We start from the raw sequence: 26347 nt of genomic DNA, 5'->3' as shown, positions 1-26347 counted from the left end.
GGCGTGGTCGCCATGTCCGGCCCGGCCGGCTGAAACAGACGCCGTCTCGCAGGTTGGTCCGTATTGTCGCGATCGTCAGTGGTTTGTGCGCGGTCGCCGCGATCGGCACGGCGTCGGCCCAGTCGCCCGACGACACCGGCGGGCACGCCCAGGCCGGCTCGCGCTCGTCCGGCCTCCGCGCGAGCGCCGTCGCCCCGGGCGTGCCCGGCGCGCCGGCCGGGTATTCGGTGCTCGGCGTCGATGTGTCCAGCCACGACCATTCGCAATTCCCGATCGACTGGCCCGGCGTCGCCGCGAGCGGCGTCAAGTTCGCCTACGTGAAGGCGAGCGAGGGGCAGTTCTACACGAATCCGTACTTCCACGACGACAACGTCGCGGCAAAGGCCGCGGGCCTGCTGACCGGTGCCTATGCGTTCGGCCGGCCGGATCTGCGCGACCCGGTGGGGGAGGCCAACTTCTTCATCGACCACGCGGAGTGGCGCAACGACGCGCAGACACTCGTCCCGTTCCTCGATCTGGAATGGCCGTATTCGTCGCTGAAACTCCCCGACTGCTACGGCCTGACCCCGGCCGAGATGGTCGCCTGGATCCACGCCTACGCCGACCGGGTCCGGGCCCGCACCGGCCGGGCCATGATGATCTACACGAACTTGAACTGGTGGAACCCGTGCACGGGCAATGACACCTCGTTCGCCAGCAACCCGCTCGACATCGCGAACTGGTCGGGCAACCCACCCACCACCAACCTGCCCAGCGGGTGGAGCACGTTCGCCATCTGGCAGTACGCCGGCGGCAACAACTCCCTCGCGGGCAACTACGACAAGAACGCGTTCAACGGCGACTACGCCGCCCTCACCCGGCTGGCCGGCGGCTCACCCGCCACCGACGAGCCGTTCGAGCTGCGCGCCTACGCCAACGACCACTACGTCAGCGCCGACAACGCCGGCAAGGCGCCCCTGATCCCCAACCGCACGTCGATCGGCGTCTGGGAGACCTACGACCTGGTCGACGCCGGCAACGGCGACGTCGCCCTGCGCTCGCACGCCAACGGCCTCTACGTCACCGCCGAGAACGCCGGCAATGCCCCGCTGGTGGCCAACCGCACCGCGGTCGGCGCGTGGGAGAAGTTCACCCTCGCCGAGAACGACGACGGCAGCATCAGCCTGTATGCCAACATCAATCACCGGTACGTCACCGCGGAGAGCGGCGGGAACAAGCCCCTCATCGCCAACCGCACCGCGGTCGGCCCGTGGGAGAAGTTCGCCAAGGTGCCGGTCCCGGCCGTCGTGAGCCTGCGCGCCAACACCAACGGCCGGTATGTCACCGCCGACAACGGCGGCAAGTCCCCGCTGGCGGCCAACCGCACCGCGGTCGGCGCCTGGGAGCAGTACGATCTGGTCGACCTCGGCGACGGCAACGTGGCCCTGCGCTCGCACGCCAACGGCTTGTATGTCACCGCCGAGAACGCCGGCAAGTCGTCCCTGGTGGCTAACCGCCCCGCGGCCGGCGCCTGGGAGCGGTTCAGCATCGTCAAGAACGACGACGGCAGCATCAGCCTGCGCGCGAACGTCAACGGCTTGTATGTCACCGCGGAGAACGGCGGCGCACTGCCCCTGATCGCCAACCGCACCACGATCGGCGACTGGGAGAAGTTCACCAGGATCGGCTGAGCGGGTTGGCGGCGCCACCCGGCGCCGCCAACCCTGTGCCGAGTGGGTCGATCAGCACGCGCGACGGCCCCGGTCAGCCACCGGGGGCGCGGTAGTCGACCTTCTGCCGAACGGCCTGGTCCACCTCCGCCGGCGTCATCAGCGGCACGGTCCTGGTGGTGGCTCCGCCGGATGTGCCAATCGTGAACGCGACGGCGGCGGCGGCCCTGTTGTCGGGCAGTTCGCAAATCACATGCGTGTCTTGCTCGCCGAATGAGAAGTCGAAGGACTCAAGGTGTCCGCCGACACTCTCGGCCATCTTCCGGACCGCGTCGACCCGACCGCTGCCGCCCTCGGCGAGCAGACCGCGGAGTCCGTCGAGCGTGTAGGTCGCCTCGATGAGATATCTGGACATGGAGATCACCTCCTGCAACCAAGGGTAGTCGCCGGATGCCGCCGCCCGCAGACTCCTGATCATCCAGCAAATGACCGCGACGGCCGGCCGTCCCGTGCGGGGCGGCCGGCCGCTCGTGGTGCCGGGGCTCAGGCCTTGCGCAGCCAGAAGGTCACGCCGATCGCGTCGTCGGTCTCGGCCACCGGGTCCGGCCAGGCCGGCCGGCCCGCCGCGAACCGCACCGCGAGCACCTCGTCGGCGATGAGGGCGGCGTGCTCCGCAAGCGCCGCCCGGACCTGCTCGTCCGGCGCCTCGTAGTGCAGCGCGATGCGGTCGGCCACCTCCAGGCCGCTGGACTTGCGGGCCTCCTGCACCTGCCGGATCAGCTCGCGGGCGAGGCCGGCCCGGCGCAGCTCCTCCGTGATGTGCAGGTCCAGGGCGAGGGTGAGGCCGCTGTCACTGGCGACGGACCAGCCCTCGCGCGGCTTCTCGGTGATGAACACCTCGTCGGGAGCCAGGAGCACCGGCTCGCCGCCGACAATGACGGTGGCCTCGCCCGACTCGCGCAGCGCGGCGGCCAGGGCCGCGGCGTCGGCCGCCGCGATCGCGGCCGCGACCTGCTGCACCGCCTTGCCGAAGCGCTTGCCCAGCGCCCGGAAGTTGGCCTTCGCCGTGGTGTCGATCAGCGAGGCGTCGGCGCGCTGCAGCGCCTCGACCATCGTCACGTTCAGCTCGTCCGACAGCACCTCGACCAGCTCCGCACCCAGCCGGTCGACGCCCGGGCCGGCGACGAGCACGCGCGACAGCGGCTGGCGGGTCTTCACGTTGGCGTCCTGGCGCGCCGAGCGGCCCAGCTCGGCGAGCCTGCGCACCAGCGCCATGCGGGCCGACAGCGACCGGTCGATCAGGTCCTCGTCCGGCACCGGATACTCCGCCAGATGGACCGAGGCGGGGGCGTCCGGGCGCACCGGCACCACGAGGTCCTGCCAGACCCGCTCGGTGACGAAGGGCGTGATCGGCGCCATGAGCGTGGTGACCGTGGTGATCGCCTCGTGCAGCGTGGCGAGCGCCTCGGGGTCGCCGCGCCAGAACCGGCGGCGGCTGCGGCGCACGTACCAGTTGGACAGGTCGTCGACGAAGCCGGCCAGCAGTCGGCCGGCCCGCTGCGTGTCGAAGGCGGACAGCGCCGCATCGACCTCGGCGACCAGCATGTTGAGCTCCGACAGCAGCCACCGGTCCAGCAGCGGCCGATCGGCCGCGGCGGGGTCGGCGGCCGACGGCGACCATCCGGCGGTCCGCGCGTACAGCGACTGGAACGCCACCGTGTTCCAGTAGGTCAGCAGCGTCTTGCGTACGACCTCCTGGATCGCGACGTGCCCGACGCGCCGGGCCGACCACGGCGAGCCGACGGCGGCCATGAACCAGCGCACCGCGTCGGCGCCGTGCTGCTCCATGAGCGCCATGGGCTCCAGGATGTTGCCCAGGTGCTTGGACATCTTGCGGCCGTCCTCGGCGAGGATGTGGCCGAGGCAGACCACGTTCTCGTACGCCGAGCGGTCGAAGACCAGCGTGCCCACGGCCATCAGCGTGTAGAACCAGCCGCGGGTCTGGTCGATCGCCTCGGAGATGAACTGCGCCGGGTAGCGCTCGGCGAACAGCTCCTGGTTGCGGTGCGGGTAGCCGTACTGCGCGAACGGCATCGCGCCCGAGTCGTACCAGGCGTCGATGACCTCCGCAACGCGGGTCGCCTCCGCGCCGCAGTGGCACGGGAACGTCACCTCGTCGATGAACGGCCGGTGCGGGTCGAGGCCGGCGAGGTCACGGCCGGCCAGCTTGCCGAGCTCCGCGAGCGAGCCGACGCAGACCGCGTGGCCCTCCGCGCACCGCCAGATCGGCAGCGGCGTGCCCCAGTACCGGTTGCGCGACAGCGCCCAGTCGACGTTGTTCTTGAGCCAGTCACCGTAGCGGCCGTCCTGCACCGAGGCCGGCTGCCAGTTCGTCGCCGCGTTCTCGCGCAGCATCGCGTCCTTGACCGCCGTCGTGCGGATGTACCAGGACGGCTGCGCGTAGTACAGCAGCGCGGTGTGGCAGCGCCAGCAGTGCGGATACGAGTGCTGATACGGCACGTGCCGGAACAGCAGGCCGCGCTCCCGCAGGTCGGCGACCAGGCGCTGGTCGGCGGTCTTGAAGAACACCCCGCCGACCAGCGGCAGGTCCGGCTCGAACGTGCCGTCCGGCCGCACGGGGTTGACCATCGGCAGGTCGTACGCCCGGCAGGTGGCGAGGTCGTCGGCGCCGAACGCCGGTGCCTGGTGCACCAGGCCGGTGCCGTCCTCGGTGGTGACGTACCCGGCGTTGACCACGAAGTGCGCGCCCTCGGTGCGGACCAGGTCGAACGGCGGCTCGTAGGCCCACCGCTCCATCTCCTTGCCGGAGAACGTCTCGCCGGTCGGCGTCCAGCCCTCGCCGAGCGCCTTGGCGAGCAGCGGTTCGGCGACCACGAGGCGCTCCTCGCCGTCGGTGGCCACCACGTAGGTGACGTCGGGGTGCGCGGCGACGGCGAGGTTGGACACCAGCGTCCACGGCGTGGTCGTCCAGACCAGCAGCGACGCGTTGCCGGCGAGCGGGCCGGAGCGCAGCGGGAACCGGACGTACACCGACGGATCGACGACCGTCTCGTAGCCCTGGGCCAGCTCGTGATCGGACAGGCCGGTGCCGCACCGCGGGCACCACGGCGCCACCCGGAAGTCCTCGACCAGCAGGCCCTTGTCGAAGATCTGCCGCAGCGACCACCACACCGACTCGATGTACTGCGGGTCCATGGTGCGGTAGGCGTCGTCCATGTCGACCCAATAGCCCATGCGCTCGGTGAGCCGGGCGAACGCGTCCGTGTGCCGGGTCACCGACTCGCGGCACTTCTCGTTGAAGGCGGCGATCCCATACGCCTCGATGTCCGGCTTGCCGGAGAAGCCGAGCTCCTTCTCGACGGCCAGCTCGACCGGCAGGCCGTGGCAGTCCCAGCCGGCCTTGCGGGCCACGTGGAAGCCCTTCATCGTGCGGTACCGCGGGAAAACGTCCTTGAACACGCGCGCCTCGATGTGATGCGCGCCGGGCATCCCGTTGGCCGTCGGTGGCCCCTCGTAGAACACCCACTCCGGGCGTCCGGCCGACTGCCGCAGGCTGCGGTGGAAAACGTCCTCGTCGCGCCAGAACGCGAGCACGCGGCGCTCGAGGTCGGGCAGGTCGACCTGCGCGGGCACTGGGCGGTACATCGGACCTCCGTACGCGAATCAATTCGTCGTAACGGAGGGACGAGGCACAGAGCCCCGCGGTACCACCCTCCTTGGCCGCAGTGCGGCCCCCTCATTCGGTGTGCGGCCGGTTCTACTCGGCCTTGCGGCCTTTCCTCCGGCGGCTCCGGGGTGATGCCCACGTCGCGCACACCCCCGGGCTTCCACCGTCCCCGGGTCTCTCGTGGCTGCGTGCGGCGGAGCGTGTCCCCATCAGCGCCTCGCGGTGGGCAAGTATAGCCGGGCCGTCCCGGCGCCGCCGGCATCAGGACTGAGCGGCCGCTCCGCCGGCGTCCCGGCGCATCGACGGGAACAGCACCACATCGCGCAGGTTCGGCGAGTCGGTGAGCAGGGCGATGAATCGGTCGATGCCGATACCCTCGTCCGCGCTTTGTGGTGGGTCACGAACGGACGGGCCGCCGCGCCCGCCGCTGGCGGGCGGACGGTGCGGATGTCTCACCCGCCGGGCGTGACCTCCGATCTGCCTGGCCAGGGCGGATACACTGTCGAGGTCACCGGCACCGCCATCGCCGGCCCGGTCAGCCCGGTCAGCAGCGACGTCGTCGTCTGGGCCGAGCCCGTGTAGCACCGGGAGCGGTGCGACTGCTAGGAGCACGCAAATGGCGCAACCACTGTCGTACCAGGCCGTCCTGCGTCACCTCGTCGATCACGGGGTGATCCCTGACACCGCGGAATCCGACATGCGTCGAGGCGCCCGCTGGACGGAACCGTCCGGCCTCGCGTACTCCTTGTGGCTCGACAAAGACAGCTCTGGTGGGCTGGCACTGTCCCTCAACACCGGCGACGCAAAGCTCGGCGCCCTGCTCGCCGAAACCAGCGGGTTCGCTGTACCCATCCGTCCCGACGTCGATCCGATCGTCGGATGGCCCACCCGAAGCTCCGCTGCCGACCTGGCCGAACTGGTGGAACGCGCGCGCGAAGCCACCGCGTTCATCGCCGACCGGACGGACCTCTGCAACGTCATGATGCAACTCGGCTACGTGGAACGGGGCCGCTGGCATGCCCAAACGCTCCTGGGCAACTATCCCAACCGTTTGGTCAAGGCCATCCTGCTGGCCGAGGATCTGCACAACGAAGCGCTTGCCCAGGAGGTACGCCGGCGGATACACGCCGGCCCGGAATTCAACTCGAACGGCATCGAGGTCGACATTCTGGCGAGCGCGAAGCGCTGGGCTTCAACATTCGGCAAAGCGCTCGGCCGGGCTATCGACGTATGAGCAGCAAGGGCAACTCGATCAACGCTTGCAGGCCACGGTAACAATGAGCGCCGATCGCTACCGGCGGGTGGCCTGGTATTCGAGGAAGTGGTGGGCGTCGGATTGAGCCTGGGCCGAGGCCGCTGGGTGCTTCGCAGCCTGGTGCAGGAGCTCTAGCCAGGCAGCGGCGTCCGGTGGATCGAGGTTCAAAACGCGGTTGGCCATCCAGACGGTCAACGGGGCCGGTTTGCGCCGGAGCGACTCGGCGAGCGCTGGATGGTAGCCGGACCACGCCTCGAGGGTGTGCACGATCGGGCCGGGACTGCCCAGGTCGGCTTCATCAAGCCGCTCCATGAGCGAGTAGAGCAATGGCGCCCACTGCTGTGGGTCATCCCGTTCGGAGAGCGCCGCGAGCCGCTCGCCGCCGTTGGCCTCGACGTTGTCCAGGTCAAAATCAGCCGGTCTGAGCGCTCGCAGCTTGGCGGCGATTTCGTTGAGGCTTCGGCTCATTGCCGCAGCTTATGGCGATCACTGACCGACTGGGCGGGAGCAGACGGAAGCGAGCGGGGCTGTCACGCCGGGCGTGGGTACACAGGGTATGCCCGCCCCCCCGGAGGGAGCGGTGCCTTGGAGTGTCGCGGGGGCGGATGCCATGCCTCCGAAGTACAGATCTTCTTGGGCGGATCCTGTGTTGCTCAAGTGTCGGTGTCGTCAGCCTTCGGCTGGCTCGTATGGCCATTAGGCCTGTTGGCCCTTACTGTCCGTGTGGTGCGGGGATGTCTGCGGCGAGTATCGCGTGGAACGACGGGTCGCGCGCAGGTACCCTGTCAAGCGCGGGCTGCTACTGAGGCCGAAACGTCGAGGTGAGTCGATGTTGGCTCGGCGTGTCGGCGTGACCCAGGCCTGGCGGGGATCTATACCGACAGTGTGAGGTACGCCGATGGCGGCGGGCTGAGCGCGAAGGGCCGGGCCCGCCGCGAGATGGTACGGATGCAGGCTGTTGACCTGTTCGAGGAGCAGGTGCCGGCCGGTCGGGTCGCCTCGGTGTTGCGGGTGTCGGCGAAGTCGGCCTACCAGTGGCAGCAGACCTGGCGGCGGGCCGGGCGCGATGGGTTGCGGTCCAAGGGGCCCAGCGGGAGCCGGTGCCGGCTGGACCCGGTCCGGCTGGCCAGGTTGCAGGCCGAGCTGGACCTGGGGCCGGCCGCGCACGGCTGGGTCGAGGACCAGCGGTGGACGCTGCCGCGGATCACCGTGCTGGTCGGCCGGCTGTTCCATGTGCGCTACACCGAGCGGGGCGTGTCGTATCTGCTGCACCGCATCGGCTGGACCCCGCAGGTGCCGGTCCATCGGGCCGTCGAACGCGATGAGCGAGCGGTCGCCGTGTGGCGGGAGGAGACGTGGTCGCGGGTCAGATGACGGCCCGGGCCCTCGGGGCGTGGGTGTGCTTCGAGGACGAGGCCGGGCAGTCGTTGCGGCCGCCGAAGGCCAGCACCTGGTCGCGGTGCGGGGTGACCCCGGTGGTGCCGGTGTCGGGTAAGGGATCGGGCCGGGTGTCGATGGCCGGGCTGATCGCCGCCCGGCCGGGGCTGCGCACCCGGCTGTTCTTCCGCATCCGCGTGTATCACGGCCGCAAACGTGAGCCGAAGGGCCTGGCCGAGGCCGACTACATCCGGCTGCTCGGCGCGGTCCACGCCCAGCTGCGCGCGCCGGTCGTGCTCATCTGGGACAACCTCAATCACCATGTCAGCGCGGCGATGCGGGCATTCGTCGAGGCCCACGACTGGCTGACTGTGGTCCAACTGCCCGCGTACACACCGGAACTGAACCCGACCGAGGGAGTGTGGTCGAACCTCAAGCGCGGGCTGGGCAACCTCGCCGCCTGCAGCACCGACCAACTCGCCACGATCGTGCGCACGCGGCTCAAGAGCATGCAGTATCGGCCGCGACTCCTCGACGCCTTCATCGCTGAAACGGGCCTCGCTCTGCAACCCCAACCGCCGTGATCACCCCGACCTTTCAGCCTCGGTAGCTCAATAGGCAGAGCTGTGGACTTTTAATCCACAGGCAAGCCGACATTACATCGATTCCTGTCGCTGTTTTTCGCGTCGTGAGCTGCGGTTATTCAAGATTCAGTACCTGCTCTAGGTGTCCTACATGGACCGCGGCGCCTCCCTGGGTGCTCGTCTGTTTGGGAGCGGTTGATTCCGCTCGACCCTTGTGTCGTCCGCCGCGTTGCGGCGTCGTCCAGGCCTTCGATCAGTCGAGCCGATACCGCAGTCGCAGGCCTTGACCGACGAACGTATAGCGACCTCGGGCTTCCTCGTGGAAGGGGTTGCGTAACACGTGCAGCTGGCGGTGTTCGTTGAGCACGTTGGTGATGACAATGAGTCGCCAGTGGTCGTTCTTGGCGTTGCGCTGGGCGGCACGGACCTGGGTTTCGCCGAGCTCGATCTGACTGCCATCGAGACGGCTGGTCTTGACTTCGTAGAGGTAGGTCAGCCGCCGAACTGGCACCGCGAAGTCCCAGCCCAGGCCGTCGTCACCCGGTTCGGCGAACATCTCCTGCCGGTATTCGGAGACCCAGCACGCTGGCGTGAAGTCGGTGCCGTGGACGTGCTGCAGCCATTGGTAGGCTAGCCATTCACCGGCGAAGCCGATGGCGCCCCGTTGTGCATCGGTTAGCCGGCGTTCGCTGTAGCCGTTGGTGGAACCGCCGCCCCCGGAGCCCGGCCTGCCACCAGGGAGGTCGGCGATCGGGGCGAGGGTGGTGTGCCGGCGCGACGTTTTGAGGAATGCCGGTGTCCGAGCGAGTGACGCATCGAGCGTGGCGGCGAACTGGGCGAGCCCGTCATCGAGGTCGAACGGTTCGTCGTCAACAATAACCGTGCGTCGCTGGCGGGCCGCCTCGGCTCGGCGGCGTTGTTCCTCAGAGCGCTGAGCGTCGAGGTCCGCGGGCGTTAGCTTCAGGGCGGTCAAGTCGTCCGAGGCTGGCATGTCGGCAGGCCATAGGCCGAGCTTTCCCAGCCAGATGAGTATGTCGGTCAGCGACAGCGGGGCGAAGTCCAGGGCGCCGCAGCGGTCGAGAGCCTCGATCGTGGCTCGGCCGGCCGACTCGGGGTCTACCCAGGGCGCGGCAATCGATCGGCCGCGGGCGGTCAGCCAGGCCCGCACCAGCTGAGTCAGCCGTCCGACGCCGGAGCCGATGAGGTCCTTGTTGTGTTTGGCGCATTCGTCGACGCTCTGCAGCGGGTCGCCGGTTGTCGGCGGCGGCGCGTCGAGCAGGCGGGCGAGTTCGGTCTCGATGCGCAGGTCCATGAGATCCGTTGAGAGCTGATCTAGGGTGGTGCCCCAGGCGGGGTCTGGCGTCAGCGCCTTGGTGTCCCTGATGGCCGTCCAGTCCAGTTGGGGCTCGAACGCCGTGAAGAAACGCCAGCGGGCCCAGCGGATCCGGTCGAGGATCCGGCCTCGCGCGGCGCGGGCGTGGTCGGCGAAGTCGTCGGCGTGCTGTCCGGAGTAGTCCATCGCCGGGTACCGGCCGCCAAACGTCGCCAGGGTCTCGTTTAAGGCTTTCAGCGGTATCCGCAGCGCTTGACGGAGTTGGTCGAGGGAGGACGTGTTCAGCGCCGCGTCGAGCAGTTCGCCGGGCGGGCACGGGAGGGTTTCTGCCAGGCGCGCGGCGGCGTCACGGGCTTCGGCTTCACTAGTGATTGAGGTGGATTCGGGGTCGAACGCCGCAGCTGTTTCCGCTCCGGCGAAGTGGACGACAATCGGGTAGAGCCGGGTCAGCAGCGGCGTGATGGCCGTCTCCACGCGGCGGGCCGTGGTGCGCACGTCCGTGCGATTGACGCCGCAGGCGAGGGCGAGATCGTCGTCGTCGAGCGTGCCGAACGGTACGCCAGCGGCCCGAAGCCGAGCGGCGGCCAGGCGAAGCGCGTCGGTGAAGTGAGGTCGCCCAACGAGGTGGAGCAGGGGCTCGGCGAGAAGTTCGATCGCCTGCCAGGTGAGTGGCGCGGTGGGACCTTCGATGACGATGCTGGGCCGGTCCGGGTGCGGGATCGACAGGACGCCGTACAGGCGTTCGGGCAGCGGACGGATGTCGTCGCCGATACGGACCTCGACGCGGTCGGCGTGGACGATGCGCACGCGGCGGAGGGCATCCAGAGTGTCGTCGAAGGCGCGCTGGCCTCCGCGGTCGAACGAGCTTCGGCGGAACTCGACAAGCGTGGCGACCAGCACGGGTAGTTGAGGCACGAGGTCGACGAGTGTCTCCCCGGGGTGCGACTTGTCGCTGGTGAACGGCGCGCCGTCGACGAGGACCGCGGGCGCCACGTCGGTCGCTGCGACGACTTGAGCGCCGATCCGCTGGCGCAACATGGCGACGGCCTTCTCGACGTGGGCGTCGATTGTGAGGACGGGCCGGCGGAAGTCGGCAAGCAGCCGAAGGAGGCTTTTGTCCTCGTCGGTGGAGGCGACGACGAGCGGGAGCGGTTCCGCCCCGTGGCCGAGGGGCTCTATGACTAGCGCCGTGGCGACTCCGCCGACGTCGGCGACCAGGTAGCACCGTGCTTTGGCCGGGAAGGGCATCTGCCCGGAGGTCGTGCACGCCGTCCAGGCCGCACGGTACATCGCCTGAAACTGAGAGCCATGGACGTCGGCGACGACGTCGCTCGCCGCCAGGTCGCCGAGGTGGCGGACAAGCCGCGCCGCGTCGGGATCGGAGCCCCAGACGCCTACGCCCAGTCCGCGGAGTTGTGCGATGGCGGCGGGATGGTCGTCGAGTAGTTCGCGCAAGTTCCGGCTGAGCAGGGGGGCGAAGCGCGGCGGGCCGTTCTCGCTGCGGTCGGCACGGACCGGGAAAGTCCAGCACTGGCCAGGTCGCACAAGCTCGTTGCCCGATTGCCCGGGGCGCTGAACAGGTAGCCACGCCGTTTCGGTAAGGAAGGCGCGTAGCGGCGTAGGCACGGTGACATAGTCCTTGTTGTACGGGCGGTCCTTCTCCCAGACGGTGGTGAGTGTGTCCTTAGCCCACGGTCCTTTGAGGGCGGTGAGGATTTGTCTCGCCAGTGCGCCGCGCACGCGGCTGGTCAGGCGTTCCCAGTCACCCTGGCCCGGCAGCCAGAACAACGGCGACTGCGGCCTGTATGGCGTGTAGGGGGCCGTCGCCGAGGACCCCGTCGGCAGGCTGCGCTGCCAGGCGCTGTTCACAGCCTCCGGCAGGCCGGAGACTTGGCCGAGCCGCCACCGGACCAGTTCCTGGCCCATGACGAGTCGCTGGTCCGTGACGCTCGCCAGGGCGATAACGTCGCGTACGCCGATCTCGCGCAGGAACCGGGTCCACAATCTGCGGTCGCCGGACTTTGCCATAACTTCATCGGGCGGTGCCAGAAGGTGTCTGCCCAGGTTGTGCAGTTCGGGTGAGCGCTCTTCCGGCGTACCTCCGATCGTGGACAGGTCGTCGCCGTTGGTGTCGGGCGGCCACCCCGCCGAGAAGTAGCACGAGCTCGCGGCAGCCCAAGCGCCGCCAGCCGTCGGTACGCGCAGGCCGAGCCCCTTGAGGTCGACCTTGCCGAATCCGCCGGCGCGGATCAGGTTGAACGCCAGATGTAAGGCGTCGCGGGCGATGCCGACCGAACGGCTCCGGCTGAGTTCGCCGCGTACGTGGTCAAGGATGCTGCGCATGTCGAAACGGCGCACCAGGTTGTTGCTCTGCAGGAAGCGCCGCGCCCGAGTTTGTTGACCGTTCGCATACCACGTCAGATCTCGGTGCACGTAGAACACCCGCCGGGCCAGGCTCTTGGGAAGGTCGAGGTCGGCGTCGGCATCAATCTCGTCTTCGTCGTCGACGCGCTGCCTCGCAGGCGGGAAGAACGGCGTTGCCGCGGCAGTAGCGGCCGGGTCGTTGGTGCGCGTGGCCGCCGCGCACGGCCGAAGCTCCCAGTCGTCGGTGAGCAGGACCTTCCGCCCGCGCAGGGCGTCAGCGGCCCGGGCAAACAGGATCGCGAGGTCGGTGTAAGCGTCCTCCCAGTCCCGGACCGGGCGCCGTTCGGCGAGCAGGATGGCCATCACCGCCTCCACCCAGTTCGCGAGCCGTTCAGGCTCCGGGTCCCAATCGAGTTTCAGAGCGCTCATGAGCGCGGTGAGCCGATCCCACCGCCCGGCTGGTAACCCTGGAAGGAACCGCACGCCGCACACGGCCGAGGCGCGCTCCGAGGTCAGCACGGCGGTGTCGTCGGACGGCCACCGCCACACGTCCCCGAGCGTTGTCCAGATCTGCGGTTCGCGGGTCGGTATGACCGGCCGATCGGCCAGGGGGATGCCCGTTCTGGCGGCCTCGGCCTCGAGGACCGGTAGGTAGCCTTCGGCCCAGGTCACCAGGTCGAGCACGTCGGCCGCCGTCGACGGGTCGTCGCGGCGCGTGAGTGCCGCAGCGGCGTCGAGGCACAGCTGCGCGACCTCGCGCACCAGCAGGTCATTCAGCGGGTGGTCGAGCGGGATGTCGGTCCGGGCGAAGTTGGTGAAGAACGGGGCGTTGAGGTGTCCCGCGAGCGGTGACGGCGCCTTGGGACCCATCGGCAGGTAGGTGTAGCAGCGGCCGGTGGCGGCGTCGGCGGTGCCGCGGGGCAGAGCAACGGATACCGACACTGGTGCTGTCCACTGACTCCACCGCTTGTCGAGCTGCCCCGTGACGATCGCCTGGCGGACCACGTCGTGCACCGCCTCAGGGTTAACGCGTCGCTCGAACACCAGGAACCGGCCCTCATCGCCCAGATCCACGACATGGCTGTCGAACCCCTCGCCCGAGTTTAGAGAGGGGCCGCGATCCCGCCCAAGGACGAATGCGTGGCTCACGGCTCCGGACTCCCTGCGGACCTCGACCCGCCGCAGACGATCCAGGAACAACATCACCGGAACGTCCGACGACTCAAGGTCGGCGATGCCCGCCCTGACGACGTCCGCCGCGTCGGCCTGGCGCAACGGCAGCCGCACCACTGTCGCGGCGCCCTCCGTCCACAGTCGGGCTACGCGCGCCGGAACACCCTCGACCGGGACGGTGAGGTTGTACAGCGACAGTTCGTCGAGCACCTGCGCCTCGCGCTCGGGGTCGCCGTCGACGAGCGCCGGGATGTCGTGCGGGGTGGCGAAGCGGAAGCAGAAGCCGGGCGAGCCGTCGGGCAGCGTGCTGTAAATCTCCGGCGCCGAGCACACCTGAAGCACGCTTTTGAAGCCGACGCCCTTGTTGCCGATGCCCTCGCCGACCCGCTTGTCGCTCAGCCCCAGACTGCCGATGCGGCGGACGTCGAGGGCGTCGAAGCCCCGACCGGTGTTCGCGGCATACAGCGTGCCATGATCGCCCTCTTCCTCGGCCAGGACGATGACTACCCATCCACCTTCGCCGTCCTGCGGCTCGCGGTCGTAGGCGTTCTGGATGAGCTCGAACAGGAACCGGCCGCTGTACTCGCGCTGGGTCTGCTCGATCATGCTTTTGACGCTTGGAGCGAAGTCAGCCACGTCACGGATGCCGAGGTGTGCCCATACCGTTCCTCGGGCTCGTTCGCGGAGCCAGAGGTCTGCTGCCCGACGAGAGGACACTTTAGTCACTTCTTGCTCCTTCGCTGACGGGTCGACCCTGACGCAGTATTTCGAGGCACGGTGGGGTTGGTGCTGCGGGCCAACCGGATGCGACGTGGACCGCTAAGGCGCGGTGTCGTCGGCGGATAGGCCGCCGGCGGCACCAAATCCTGGAAGCCGAGGTAGGCGAGGTTGAGGATGCGTGAGAGCCGGTGCCGCCGGCGCCGATGACCGCGACGCGCAGCACGGCGATGGCGGCCTGGACGTCCGGGCCGAGCAGGGGCAGCTGCCGGGTGAACCGCTCGTCGGTGACCCCGCGGGTGTTGAGTACCGGCAAGTGGTCTCCGCCGATCGTCACGGTGCGGAAGGTGTGTCGCTCGAGACGGTGGTCGGTAAGGACGACGACCAGGGCGACGGTGTCGATGGCGGCGTGGGCGCTCGGAAGGTGGCGGCGCCGCTGCGTCGCAGCATCGGGCCCACCCGCCACCTCGATGCCGCCGCGCAGGTCCGTGCGGCATCCGCGGCCTCCGCCGCTGACCTACTTGCCTCCGCGACCGACCACCGCCCGGCCTGTCCGCGCCCGTCGTCTGACGGATAGCCGACGACGGCAACGCGGCAGCCTCGTCATTGGAGTGAGCCAGCGAGCACGAGGTCCGGGCGCAGGGGGCGTTCGATGCCATGTCGCGGCCCTTCGTGCAATCATCGAGGGCGCCAAACGCGCCGCGCGCAGTCCATCATCGGGGTAGGTTCTCGCATGCCAAGCACCTTCACTGCCGACCCATCGACGCTTCGCCAGTTGATCCTGCAGCCGGGGCAAGGGTTCTACGTGCCTGCATACCAGCGGGACTTCACGTGGGGCGAGGACGAGATCGATCGACTGTTTGAAGATCTGGAACAGGGGATCACGCGGGCAACCCTCGGGGGGACGCCATCGACATTCCTGGGCACGGTCATCATGGTCAGCGACCGAGAAAGTGTGATGCCAAAGCATCCAGACGCGCTTCCGACAACAGTGCTCCAGGTAGTCGACGGCCAGCAACGTCTTTCGACACTCCTCACGGTGTTCGTGGTCTTGTCAAGGTTCGTCTCCGCCGACATGCGATGGCTACAGCAGCAGATCGACGGCGGCACTGCAGAGGATCTCGACGAGTGGTTGTTGAACACGTTGGGCGAGCGGCGTGACGAACTACTCGGCGCCATCGCGTTCAAGACCTACTCAGGCATAGACGAGTTCAACATGAAGCCTCGACTGATTCGCCAGGCGAGTGACGTTTGGGGCAACGACGCCATCCATGCAAGGTACGAGAGCGATGTTGCGTGGTTACTGATGGAGGCGACTCGATATCGGAACCAGAACAACCAACATGTCGCCATCAAGGTACCCACCGATCGACGCCACCTGGAGTCGGTGCTCCGGGTAATCACCAGCCACATCGACAATTTGCGCAAGGACGGCGCAGATGTTGACTGTGATGTCCTTACAGAGCTTCGCTTCCTTCGAGACATTGGCATGGCGAAGGCGCTTATTGGGTCCAGTCCAGCCCCTGTGGCACAACCCGAACTGTTGGATGACCGTCGGAAATCGGCCGCACGACTCCTCGTCGTTGCGTCATTCCTACTGAACGGGGTACTGGTCATCGACGTGAAGGCGCCGGATGAAGAGTACGCCTTCGCGTTGTTTGAGCCACTCAACACCACAGGGCAACCTTTGACGGCCTTGGAGACGCTGAAGCCGTTGGTGGTGCGCAGCGAGGGCGGGAACACGGATTACAGCACATCACCCTCGGCGGCGGCGTTCAGTCGAGTTGAATCCTACTTCCCCTCTTCCATGAAAGCAGACGGCCGCGGGAAGTCGATAGCGGACATGCTCACCGCGTTCGCGCTGGCGGAGACGGGACGAAAACTATCCCGCACTCTTCTCGACCAACGGCGCTATCTTCGCTCCGAGTTTCAATCTGTGGCACCACCGAACGGGCACATCACAACAGCGCGCGATTTCGTCGGCCAGCTCGCCGACGTTTCGGCTTTTATATGCGACGTCTGGCCCCGTAGCGGCCCATCGCCGCTCATGTCGCTAGGCTCTGATCTGGACCGCTTATGCTTGGAGGTCTTGCGGTCGACTAACCACACAGTGGTTCTAGCCTTGTTAGCGCGCTACTACTCCGTGTGGGCTGACAGCCAGAGTCTGCACAGCCGGGACGAGTTCATGAGCGTCCTGCGGGCCGTGACTGCCTTCTGGGTTCTCTGGCGGACGTCGCGAGCAACGACACGAGGGATCGATGACGTCCACCGCAAACTGATGGCTACCGGTCACTCGGAGACGGGGCTTCCGGCCATGGCGAGGCGCGCCAGCGGCGTGTCGGGGTCTGTTCCCCCGGCGGCGGAGATCCGTGCGGCCTTGAGGAACGTCCTGTCCGTGCGCGGGAACATTCCCTCCATGGCGGCCTGGGTCACCGAGGTGACGAAGCAACCGCTGTACCAGACGAGTAAGCAACTCGCAAAGTTCGTCCTCCTGTGCGCCCATGACGATCGGGTCGAGGACCACGTCGCGCCGGGTCTAGTTAAGCGGGGCGTTTCGGGATCTTTCCGGGCTCTGACGCCGGAGGTGTGGGATTCACACTACTCGGTCGAGCACATTGCTCCCCAAAACCCAGTTCAGGGCGATACGTCGTACGATCTTAAAATCTACGAGCAGGGCCTCATAGACCGCCTCGGGAACCTTACGCTAATGCCGACTGATCTTAATGAGTTAATCGGGAACAAGACCTGGGCGTATAAAAAGAGTGTCTATGCAGTGTTGTCCGAGACGGACCCGAGTGCACGAGTGAGCCATATGCAACAGCAACTTCCGGGTCTGGCTCTGAAGACAAAAACGGTCCTGCAGTCAGCCTCATACTTGCCCTTCTGTGACTTCCTAGGTAAACAGGACACACCCCTTTCTGATGCGTATATCGCACAGCGAGGGCAGCGCCTAGCGGAGCTCGCGGTCGAGCGGTTGTGGCCGATGTTGGCATGATTGGCGCCACGGCACGGACCGCCGTTCGCCATGGCTTTGCTGCGCGACCGGGCTCCCCAGATGCAAGCCGCGCGTCAGATATCCGTGCCGCCATATGCCAGCGGAGGCTAATGACTTTGCAGTGGCCGTTCATCGGCTCGGACGCTGCTGTCCGTATTCACGATCTTGACGGCGGGGTCCGGACGAGTCGGTGGCCTTGAAGTTGGTAGCCGGCGTTGTCCAGACGTGTCCGCCAACCTTCCCGCGTGCCGATAGAGCTACTGTCCTCGAGCAGGCCGACGCGCTCCTCCTGGCGCGTCAGCCGCGTGAATTTATCTCGCCGAGGGTAGTCATCAGCGACAAATGTCTCCTTCCGATGAAGAACCGGTGGGTTCGATGATTCACGGAAGTCTGTGTATCTCACGTCGAGCCGGCGTAGGTCCGCGCGCACTGAGCTGGCGAGTGCTGGGTGAGGATCACGGTCGAAATCGGGATAGGAAAGGTAGGAGACCTTCGGGCCGGTCCTTGACAGCTTGATGATGTTGGCGTCCGCGATATTGCCCGTTAGCACGCGCGCACACCCCTCGTAGACCCGCAGAAGCGGGCTCAGGTGCTCTGACGCGGTCTGGTGCACATAAAGGGCCTCGGGCGTCAGCTTTCCGACCTTGGACTGTGCGCAGGCGATGTTCACGGCGCTTTGGTCGGCGACGCTGTGTAGCAGTTGATCGGCGCGATCGCACGCCGCGCTATAGGAGCCGAAGAGCGTTCTGATGTCGAGGGCGATCTCGCGGGGCAGGTGCGACGCTTTGGGCCGGCGGGTGAACGCGGCTAGTGCGAGGTAGACAAGAAGGTCTTGCCGGGCTCGGTCTTGCGCGGCTTCCAGGTCCCGGTCCCAGTCCTCCGCGCCGACAACCTGGCGGAGGATGGCGGCTGCTCGCTTAATCGAGAGTGAGGCAGTGGTAAGTCGATCAGCACTGCCGTTGAGCTCCCACAGTTCGGGTAGCCGCCCCCGGTCGGCTATGAAACCGTGTATCTCCTCCATGACGTCGCGGTGAGCGTCGTACAGCGCCTGGCGCAGCTGAGGCCGACGCACCGGAACGGAGCGGCGCCGAGTGCGGGAGGCGAGCAAGGACTGCGCATGGCTTTCGTCGCGGAAAACGTAGAAGATCCCGGGCGCAGCAGCGATGCACTCCACTCGCAGCTCGCCCTTGATCCACTTCTGCAGCTCGTCTTGGGTGAAGAATTTCTGAAACGTCCCTCGAGTGGTCAGGACACCGTCGCCGTGGCGTTTTCCCGCTACGGTGCGCCCTTCCCAGTCCGGTCGGGCCGCTACGACTAGGACCTTCTTGGCGAGTTCCCAAGCGGCACGCAGCGTTTGCGCCCGCTCCATCGGGTTCTCGATGACGTTCACGACGTAGCCAAGGTTAATGACGTCTGCCGAACGGATATCCGCGGTGGGGCGGTGTGAGGGATCCCAGCCGTCGGCTTCGTACCCGAGGGCACGCAGTCGCGTCACGTCGAGTCCCCGACCGCATCCGTAGTCGAAAAGGCTGGAGCTCTTTGTGATGATCCCGTCAGCGAGTGCCCGCGCGATCGGCTTGGACAGGTCAGGCCGCGCGATCGCGGTGCGGTGTCGGGGGATCGCCTGCTCAGTGCTCATCCATCACCGCCCTGCTGAGCGCACAGGAGGCTGGCGCCAGGGTCGCCTGCCTCGACCTGTGACGCAGTCGCGCTGCCGGCCATCGGGAACCACCTGGCTGCTGTCCATGAGTGGGATTTTGCATGCTCCCCGCCGAGATTCGAAGCGTACGCGCGGAGTGCAGCTGATGCTATTGCACCCTGCCCGGATCTCGAATTCAGTCGCCTGGCCCTCAACCGCTCAATACAGTCCGCTCCTTTACCCGTCGCCGCCAGTTCGACTTGACTGTCCGGCATGACGCACGGGTCACTGTCCGCCGGTGGAACTAGCCATGGAGGACGGGTCCCTTGAAAGCGCATTTACGGGGCGATAATGAATTGTCGTTCGCACTGCAGGCTCCGCTCGGAAAAGAATTGAGCTTTGACGCGACCATGATTAGCCCTGCCGGGGTGCAGCGGTCGACAGGGACCTTCCGCAATCCGCAGGCCGTGGTCGACTTGGCGAGGGACGCCGTCCTCATCTTGTCTGAGGCGGACGAGCCGGCCGACGGCACGAGCGTGGTGGCGTTGATCGTGCATACGGCGAGTCGGCACGCTGCCGCGGTCGGCGTATTCGCGAGTGCGGCAGCGTGCCGGTCGTGGTGGCATCAGCCCTACAACAGGCTGCTTCGGGATCCGGACGTCTTGCTGGTGCTAGCTGAGGTATGTCCTAACAGTTAGAGGTGGCAGACGGCGCAGCCGGCCTCGTCGCTGTCCTCGTCGAGGGCATCGGTGAGAACCTCGATCAGCGGCAGGTTGGGCCGTGGTTTGGCCGCCGCGCGGGCGAGCGCGGCGGCATGCCGCTCTTCGATGGCTTCACGCCGGTCGAGGAGTTCACGCAGGGATTCGCCCTGTGACCAGGTGTACTGGCGGCCTTGCATCGCGGTCGCCTGGTAGTTGACCTTGTCTTCGTAATCGACGGCGCGTTCGAACAGTTCGGGGTGCCGGTCGGCGAGGCCGACCCATTCGTGCTTACGCTGGAAAAAGCAGAAGTAGCACCCGGAACGGGTGCGCCATTCGTAGTAGGCCGGCAGGCCGATACCCGATTCGTCGAGGATGCGATTGACGCCGTCGCGGTCGATGCCGTCTTCCCGGAAAGGGAATACGGCTTTGATGTTGGGCTTGGTGCTGACGTAGCCGAGACGGTTCTCGTCGGCGCGGATGGCGACGTAGGAAATCGCGGGGTCGTCGCCGAGCCATTCCTCAAGCGGCTTGATCTTGAGGTTCTTGGTGCACCACCGCATGGAGGCGCTCGGTAGCGTGCCCTGGTAGACCTGCAGCCAGTGGTCGAAGTCGCGGGTCGCGTTGAGGCGGACGATCTGCTTGCCGAGCGCGGCTTCGAGACGGTTGAGATAGTCGTACGTCTCGGGCAGTTCGGCGCCGGTATCGCAGAAGAAATACTCCATCTGAGGCACCTTCCCGCGCATGTAGATCGCGAGGGCGGAGGAGTCCTTGCCTCCGGAGATGCCGAGGACGTGACGGGTCTCGTCGGGAGTGCGTTGCCGTGGTGCGGTCATCGGGTGGACTTCCTTCGCGTGCGTGATGCGCCGTCGTTGCCAGTGTCCCTCTCGGCTATGACATTCTCGGCGAGCAGGGCGAGCAGGGCCCGTTCACCGTTCTCGCCGATCTTCTTGCGGGCTAAGGCGATCAGTTCCGGCAGCAGCGCCTGGGCGTTCGCGCGCTCGTCGTCGGAGAGATGGACGACGGTGTGAAACTCCTGGCCATCGGCGTGAGTGAGCGTGATCGTCTGAGAGACGAAGGTGGAGTCGGCGGGTTGTGGACTGCTCGCCTGGTGCAGGTTGGCGAGCCGTTCGATGGAGCGCGCGACCGAGCGGGCCTCGACGGCGAACGTGGTGATGTCGCCGTCACGCCAGTCGGATAGTCCGCGGCCGACGATCCGGACGACGAACGGGTCGAGCCACTCGTCGTCCGTGAGGTCGGTGTCTTGGGCCAGCGTGATGACGCCACGCAGTTTCGCTTCCACGAGGTTCACCTCGGCGAGCGGCTGCGTGTAGGCGCCGAGGCGCTCGCGTAGCTTGCTGAGATTCGTGGGCATGTGGAACGCGGCAGCGATGGCTTTGACGACCTGGTCGCGAAGCCGGACGTCGGCGCGGCTGATGTCGGCGAGGGCCTTGCTCAAGGAAGCGGCGTACCGGCGTGCGGTCTGTTCGTCGGTGGGCCCGTCGGCGGGGATCGGCTTGAGCCCGAGCGCAGCGGGAAGTTCGCTGAACAGCAGGGTGTCTGGTTCGCGGGCGGTTTTGAGCGCCTGGCGTACCGCCTGGGCCTGCTTGGGAATCTGCTGGGTGCGGTCTGCGTACGAGGAGAGCGTTCGGGCGCGGTCGAGCAGCTCACGGGTGATTGCCAGGGGTGCCACGTTGCGTGCGTTCGCTGGGGGTGCTGCCGGCATCCGGGCGCCGATCTCCTGCGCGATCTCGTCGACCGCGATCTTGCGGGGGCCAGCCTGTACGCCCATGGCCTTGACCGCGAACCGTTCCGGCGCTTTGAGCATCCGCTCAGCGAGCGCGTCGGTGAGCCGGGTCTGGTAGGTCCCTTCCTCGAAGAGCGCGAGTTCCTGGCTGCCGATGATGAGTGCGGTTAGCACGATGATCGGGATGACGCCGGGACGCATCCCGAACGGGGGCGCTTCCAGAAGGCTGTACACGGTGTCGAGGCGCACCGGCTTTTCGGTGGCGGCGTACATCTGCTGACGCATCGCTGTCCAGGCGGGGTACAGCGAGTTTCTCTTAGTCGGCGTGGGTGGTTCGGGTTCGCAGAAGCCGAACGTCAGGTGACCGGCCTCGTCGGGGCGGGCCGGCGTGAGGCGGTGTAGGCGCAGGTATTCCAGAACGCCGCCGTACATGGCGCGTTCCGGCCCGTAGCCCTCGATGCCGAGGTTGGGCTGGCCCGGCGAATTGATCATGGCGGTGATGAGCTCGCGGCGGGCTTTGGCTGCCTGGCTGGTCAGTTTGTGCCGGCCGAGCATCTCGTTGCGGATGTGCGGCGCGTCGGGGAACACGCTGTCGCACGCCTTGGAGACGAGTTCGGCGAGGCTGCGGCCCCTGACTCGCTTGCAGGTAGGGGACCAGGTTGCTGCTCCGGCGGTTAATGACATTAGGTACCACTTGGGAGCCAGTTGGCTCGGCAGGAAAGCCTCGGCAACGCGGGTGGCGAGTTCGGCGCTGGCCTGGGCGATACGTTCCTTCACCTCAGCGCTGGCGACGCCGTCGAGTTCGACGTGGGCCGGCAGTTCGTTCAGAGCGTGCAGGTAGCGGGCGGCGTGGAGAACCTTGTCGGCATGTTCGGTGGTGCCTGCCACGACAGGGCGTTCGGTCCGGACCGTCGGGATGGTGTCGCTTGTACCGAAGTGGAACAGCAGTACACCGTCTTCTGCGTTGGCGGCCGACGGCCCCTCGACGCTGGGGGTCTCGGAGTCGGTCGCTTTCGTGACGAAGTAGCGCAGCATGCCGGTGCGCTGGCTGTGCTTGCCGGCTACCACTGCGGGGGGCAGGTAGTCGGAAATGAGCCTAACGGCGGTGTGGTCGTCGCAGCTGTCGATCAGTTGCTCGATGTGCGCGGTGAGGTCGACATCGCTGCCTTGCCAGACCCGGTATTCGTCGCTGAACTGCCGGTATACCAGGAAGCCACGTTCGACGAGGCTGGCGACGCGGTCCGCTAGCTGTTGCCGGGTCGCGGTGTCATCGAGCGTGGTTGGGTCGGCCAGCGCAAACAGGATGGTGTCCATGCTGGCTCGTAAGGCGCCGGAGGCGTCAACCAGGTTCAGCATCCCGACGGTTTTGAGGATGACCTGATCATATTCAGGAAGACCGTGTGCCTCCGCGATGCGATTATCTATCTCCATCCATCGACTCGCGTTGGCCGAGGCCAGGACGGTGGTGCGGCCGGCGGTGAAGAAGAAGTCGAAGGCGTCCGAGATGCGGATGGTGGAGGCGGTGGTTGGCTTGTCGGTGGCGTAGCTGGCCAGGAACCGGCGTGCCGTGTGCGGTTCGTCGTTGGCGATGAAGCCCGTCACGCTGCGGTCGTGTTGCCCGATCTGGGCTGCCAACAGCGGGGCGACGACGGTGGTCAACGGGTGCAGCGGGTAAACCTGGGCGAAAAACTCCTGGTCGGCAGCGAGAATGCCTTCGAGGCCGCGGTCGGTCCAGGCCCGTGCCGAGGCTGTGGCGTGTTCGGTGATGAGCTTGCGGCCCCTGGCGGTGACGCCGCTGTGGTCAAGGGTGCGGCGGACCAACTCGACAGTGTCGCCGAGGTGGACGGTCATGAGGATATCTTCGAACCGGCCCTGGATTTTCGCCCATTCGCGAGTGAGTAGCGTGTTCGAGCGGGACGCGTAGTCGCCGAAGGACAGGTGCTGCATGGTGAGCAGGTACAGCGGTACGCCGCGTGCGCCGGCGCCGAGTTCCGCGAGTTCCTGCAGCAGATAGACGTCACTGCTGGCGTCGCTGAAGTCGCCGTGCGCTGAGAGGTGCTCCAGCGACTTGCCGAACTCGTCGATGACCAGCAGGACCGGAGCCTGCTCACACAACGCGCGCACCGCGCTCAGAAGCTGCTGGTGGCCGAGCCCGGTCGTGGCGAGTGGCGCGAGGGCGTGTCGCACCGCCGACGGCATGGTGTCGTCGGACCACGTGCGGGAGGCGCCTTCGAGCAGTCCGCGGGCAACGCTGGCGAGCAGGGGTTCGCGTCGTGCGGTGGTAACGCAGGTGACGAAACCGTCGGGTGCGATCTTGTCGCGCGCAGTGGTCAGGCGCCGGGCCAGGATGGGACTAGCTTCGGTGAGCAGTTTCTCGGCATCACTGCGGCGGCTGCCTGCGTGGCCAAGCAGTGATGTCGTGACGAGCGCGAGCGTCGATTTACCGGATCCGTAGGGCCCGGTGAGCGACCAGGCACGGGTACGTCCCGGGTCCTCCAGTGCGGCGGTAACCCGGTCCAGCACATCCTGTGCCCGGATACCGACGTGCAAGGGGCCGAGGTGTTCGGCGCGGACGTCGCGTTCGATGTTGGTCGACCGCAGCCGGCTGCTGACGATGCTGATGCCAGCGGGCGCCTGCGGGCTGCGGGTCGGCGGCGTTCCGAGGGCAGTCATACCAGGGCTCCTGCAAGTCGGTCGAGCGTCGGCTGGTCGAGCAGATCGGTACGGCCCCGGCGGCGCATCTCGCGCAGCATGCCGGGCGGCTGCATGGCGTACCAGGTCTCTCGGTCGGGGAAGCCGTCGCGGGCGCGGACCCCGCCGTAGTAGTTGTCCAGGACGTCCCACGCGAGGTCCTTGGGTTGGGCGTTGAAGCCTAGGCTGCGCTGGCCGATGCCTTCGATCAGCTCGAGCTGGGGGTGCGCGGCAACGACTTCCTGAAGAGCATTGACGATCTCCGGTTCCCTGAGACGGAATGCCTTACCTGGGCCGCCGGGCTCGTTCGCCAGGCGGGCCACCGCTATCGAGCTGCCCTGCTGTGCCCCGGCACGTGCCGCGTAGTCCAGGGAGGCGTAAGCGACCAGGGCCGGCGGCAGTGACGTCCGGGCGGTGCTGGTGAACTTCCAGGAGTCGACGGAGTTAGCGCGGCCGAAGGTGATCGGCTCCAGCAGCCCAAGTTCCCGGAAGGTGGAGTCCAGCATGTCCTCAAACCCCACCCGGGCGCCCTTGGCGGGCTGTTCGTCCCGGCGGCCGTACATCTTGGTGAGGCAGTCGGCGTCCTTAGCCACGGACGCCTCGACGGGAGGTTCCCAGCCGGCCAGCCGAACGTGCCGCAGAGTGGTCTCGGTCAGATCAGCCGTCTTAAAACGGGAAGTGGACTGGGCGTGGAAGGCCACCCACCAGGTCGGGGCGTAGCACGGCTTCGCCAACAGCCACCAGTGCAAGAGCCAGAGGCTTGCGGTGTCCTCCAGGTACGGGTCGGCGCCGTTCTCATCAAGCAGCCAGCGCGCCTCCCAGGTCGGTGACGCGACGTTCGCCCGCGAGGTCGGGTCTTTGGGGTACTCAACGGTCAGCTTGAACGCGTACGACCAGAACCGAATGGCGTTGACCATGTTCTTGCCAACTCCCAGCGTCACGGTCGCGTTGTCGCGCAGGAACACGTCGTTGCCAATGTCGGGGTTGGTCAGCGCGGTGTACGCCTTGAGGAGCCATCCGAACCGGGGGTGGAAGGTCTCGTGGCGGGAGAACGAGGGCTCAGCGACGTCCTTGAGCTTGGTTTCAAGCATCGTGTCTCCGCGTTCCTTCCTGTCCCCCGGGATGGGCGGGGGCGGTCGTGGTGATGTTCGGGTGCAGGGCGCTCCGGACCCGGTGCGCAGCGTCGGTCACGCATTGAACGGCTCGGTCGATGTCATCGGCGCTGGTGGCGTGGCCGAGAGAGAATCGGATCGTGCTGTCGGCCTCGTCGCGGCTCAGGCCCATGGCGAGCAGCACGTGGCTCGGTTCCAGTGCCCCGGAGGAGCAGGCGCTTCCTTCGGATGCGGCGAGGTGAGGCATGGCGGCCAGGAGCGCGTCGGCGGGCAGGCCGTCGAAGGTGAGGCTCGTTACCCCGGGCAGACGCTGGTCGGGATGACCATTGCGCCGTGTGCCGGGCAGTGCGGTCATCACCTCGGCCTCGAAGCGGTCGCGCAGCGTCCTGATCCGGGCTGCTTCCTGCTCAAGGTCGCGTCTGGCGGCATCAGCTGCGGCGCCGAGACCAGCGATCCCGGGGACGTTGAGCGTCCCCGGCCGGCGTCCGCGTTCATGACCGCCGCCGTATGCCAGCGGGCGGATAGCAGGCACCGTTCCCCGCCGCACGAACAGCGCTCCTACCCCTTGCGGGGCGCCGAACTTATGTCCGGACAGTGACAGCAGGTCGAGCCGCAGCTCACGGAGATCGATAGGCAGCCGGCCCACGAGTTGCGTCGCGTCTGAGTGCACCAGCGCCCCTGCTTCGTGCGCGAGTCGCACCACGAGATCGAGGTCGGCCAGAACACCGGTCTCGTTGTTCGCTGCCATGACCGAAACCAGGGTGGGCGACGTCGCCAGGGCTTCCTCCAGCTCGGGGACTCGCAATGTGCCGTCACGGTGGACCCCGATCGTGTACACCTTGCTGCCGACGCTATCGGCTACCGCAGCTGCCGCTTCACCCACCGCCGGATGTTCCACCGCGCTGACCACTAGGCTCCGCCCAGGCGTCGCGGCCGAACGGATGGCGAGGTTGTTGGCTTCCGTCGCCCCCGACGTGAAGATCAGCTCGCTCGGTGAGCAGCCCAACAGGGCCGCCACTCGCTCGCGCGCCTGATCAACCGCATAGGCGGCGTCCCGGCCTGCAGCGTGAACGCTCGAGGCGTTTCCGACCGCGGCAAGCGCCGCCGTAGTCGCTGCTAGCGCTTCAGGACGGACGGGTGCCGTGGCGTTGTAGTCGAGGTAGATGACGGGATCAGTACCTTTTTGCCCCATCCCTCTCCCCTCAGTCGTCATCCTCACCTTATAGCTGGAGGCTCGCGTCGCGAGTCACCAGCCGTGATCTAGGGCCGTAACGTTACCGTACGAGTGTTCGGCTCTGATGCCCCGATGACCGTTTCGGGCGCCC

The 26347-nt window shown here is 67.2% G+C and carries 16 protein-coding genes; 6 read left to right on the top strand and 10 right to left on the bottom strand.

The window, feature by feature from the left end:
* The first annotated feature begins 83 nt into the window (after positions 1-83).
* On the top strand, positions 84-1670 hold the full coding sequence (locus ACQPXD_RS55290) for a GH25 family lysozyme (RefSeq protein ID WP_432833107.1): 1587 nt from the start codon (positions 84-86) through the stop codon (positions 1668-1670).
* 73 nt (positions 1671-1743) lie between these two features.
* Here the strand turns inward: ACQPXD_RS55290 and ACQPXD_RS55285 are convergent, their stop codons facing one another.
* From ACQPXD_RS55285 to ACQPXD_RS55275, 3 genes are all read right to left on the bottom strand, one after another.
* Entirely contained in the window at positions 1744-2064 is a 321-nt protein-coding gene (locus ACQPXD_RS55285; protein ID WP_432833105.1) for a GYD domain-containing protein, read from the bottom strand.
* 128 nt (positions 2065-2192) lie between these two features.
* Entirely contained in the window at positions 2193-5315 is a 3123-nt protein-coding gene (gene ileS / locus ACQPXD_RS55280; protein ID WP_432833103.1) for an isoleucine--tRNA ligase, read from the bottom strand.
* Between the two features lie 283 nt (positions 5316-5598).
* Complete coding sequence (locus tag ACQPXD_RS55275; protein ID WP_432833101.1) at positions 5599-5793, bottom strand: amino acid--tRNA ligase-related protein; 195 nt, start codon at positions 5791-5793, stop codon at positions 5599-5601.
* A gap of 160 nt (positions 5794-5953) precedes the next feature.
* Between ACQPXD_RS55275 and ACQPXD_RS55270 the strand changes: the two genes are divergently transcribed.
* The gene (locus tag ACQPXD_RS55270; protein ID WP_432833099.1) at positions 5954-6571 is read left to right on the top strand and encodes a hypothetical protein; all 618 of its coding nucleotides are present in this window, start codon (positions 5954-5956) and stop codon (positions 6569-6571) included.
* A 57-nt stretch (positions 6572-6628) separates the two neighbouring features.
* On the opposite strand, the gene ACQPXD_RS55265 is transcribed toward ACQPXD_RS55270, so the two are convergent.
* Positions 6629-7060, bottom strand: a complete 432-nt coding sequence (locus ACQPXD_RS55265) for a hypothetical protein (RefSeq protein WP_432833097.1) — start codon at positions 7058-7060, stop codon at positions 6629-6631.
* 417 nt (positions 7061-7477) lie between these two features.
* Here ACQPXD_RS55265 and ACQPXD_RS55260 point away from each other — a divergent pair, with 417 nt between their 5' ends.
* The gene (locus ACQPXD_RS55260) at positions 7478-7966 is read left to right on the top strand and encodes a winged helix-turn-helix domain-containing protein (RefSeq protein ID WP_432825383.1); all 489 of its coding nucleotides are present in this window, start codon (positions 7478-7480) and stop codon (positions 7964-7966) included.
* On the top strand, positions 7948-8553 hold the full coding sequence (locus ACQPXD_RS55255; protein ID WP_432825384.1) for a transposase: 606 nt from the start codon (positions 7948-7950) through the stop codon (positions 8551-8553). The genes ACQPXD_RS55260 and ACQPXD_RS55255 overlap by 19 nt, the downstream gene beginning before the upstream one ends.
* A 253-nt stretch (positions 8554-8806) precedes the next feature.
* Here the strand turns inward: ACQPXD_RS55255 and ACQPXD_RS55250 are convergent, their stop codons facing one another.
* On the bottom strand, positions 8807-14029 hold the full coding sequence (locus ACQPXD_RS55250) for a sacsin N-terminal ATP-binding-like domain-containing protein (RefSeq protein ID WP_432833095.1): 5223 nt from the start codon (positions 14027-14029) through the stop codon (positions 8807-8809).
* Between the two features lie 292 nt (positions 14030-14321).
* Between ACQPXD_RS55250 and ACQPXD_RS55245 the strand changes: the two genes are divergently transcribed.
* Both ACQPXD_RS55245 and ACQPXD_RS55240 read left to right on the top strand, forming a co-directional pair.
* Entirely contained in the window at positions 14322-14717 is a 396-nt protein-coding gene (locus ACQPXD_RS55245; protein WP_432833093.1) for a hypothetical protein, read from the top strand.
* A gap of 156 nt (positions 14718-14873) precedes the next feature.
* Entirely contained in the window at positions 14874-17135 is a 2262-nt protein-coding gene (locus ACQPXD_RS55240) for a GmrSD restriction endonuclease domain-containing protein (protein ID WP_432833091.1), read from the top strand.
* 157 nt (positions 17136-17292) lie between these two features.
* Here ACQPXD_RS55240 and ACQPXD_RS55235 read toward each other — a convergent pair whose 3' ends face one another.
* The 5 genes from ACQPXD_RS55235 to ACQPXD_RS55215 all read right to left on the bottom strand — a co-directional run bounded on the left by ACQPXD_RS55235 (position 17293) and on the right by ACQPXD_RS55215 (position 26235).
* Positions 17293-18774, bottom strand: coding sequence for a DNA phosphorothioation-associated putative methyltransferase (locus ACQPXD_RS55235; RefSeq protein WP_432833089.1), 1482 nt, complete (start codon positions 18772-18774; stop codon positions 17293-17295).
* Between the two features lie 694 nt (positions 18775-19468).
* The gene (locus tag ACQPXD_RS55230) at positions 19469-20308 is read right to left on the bottom strand and encodes a phosphoadenosine phosphosulfate reductase family protein (RefSeq protein ID WP_432833087.1); all 840 of its coding nucleotides are present in this window, start codon (positions 20306-20308) and stop codon (positions 19469-19471) included.
* A complete protein-coding gene (locus ACQPXD_RS55225) occupies positions 20305-23892 on the bottom strand; it encodes a hypothetical protein (RefSeq protein ID WP_432833085.1) in 3588 nt (1195 codons plus the stop codon). Before ACQPXD_RS55225 ends, ACQPXD_RS55230 begins: the two co-directional genes overlap by 4 nt.
* On the bottom strand, positions 23889-25001 hold the full coding sequence (locus tag ACQPXD_RS55220; RefSeq protein WP_432833083.1) for a DUF4007 family protein: 1113 nt from the start codon (positions 24999-25001) through the stop codon (positions 23889-23891). Before ACQPXD_RS55220 ends, ACQPXD_RS55225 begins: the two co-directional genes overlap by 4 nt.
* The gene (locus tag ACQPXD_RS55215) at positions 24994-26235 is read right to left on the bottom strand and encodes a cysteine desulfurase family protein (RefSeq protein WP_432833081.1); all 1242 of its coding nucleotides are present in this window, start codon (positions 26233-26235) and stop codon (positions 24994-24996) included. The genes ACQPXD_RS55220 and ACQPXD_RS55215 overlap by 8 nt, the downstream gene beginning before the upstream one ends.
* Positions 26236-26347: the final 112 nt, after the last annotated feature.

It is taken from the genome of Dactylosporangium sp. CA-092794 (genome assembly GCF_050948465.1).
GTDB lineage: Bacteria > Actinomycetota > Actinomycetes > Mycobacteriales > Micromonosporaceae > Dactylosporangium.
This window is presented reverse-complemented; position numbering and strand designations above follow the sequence as displayed.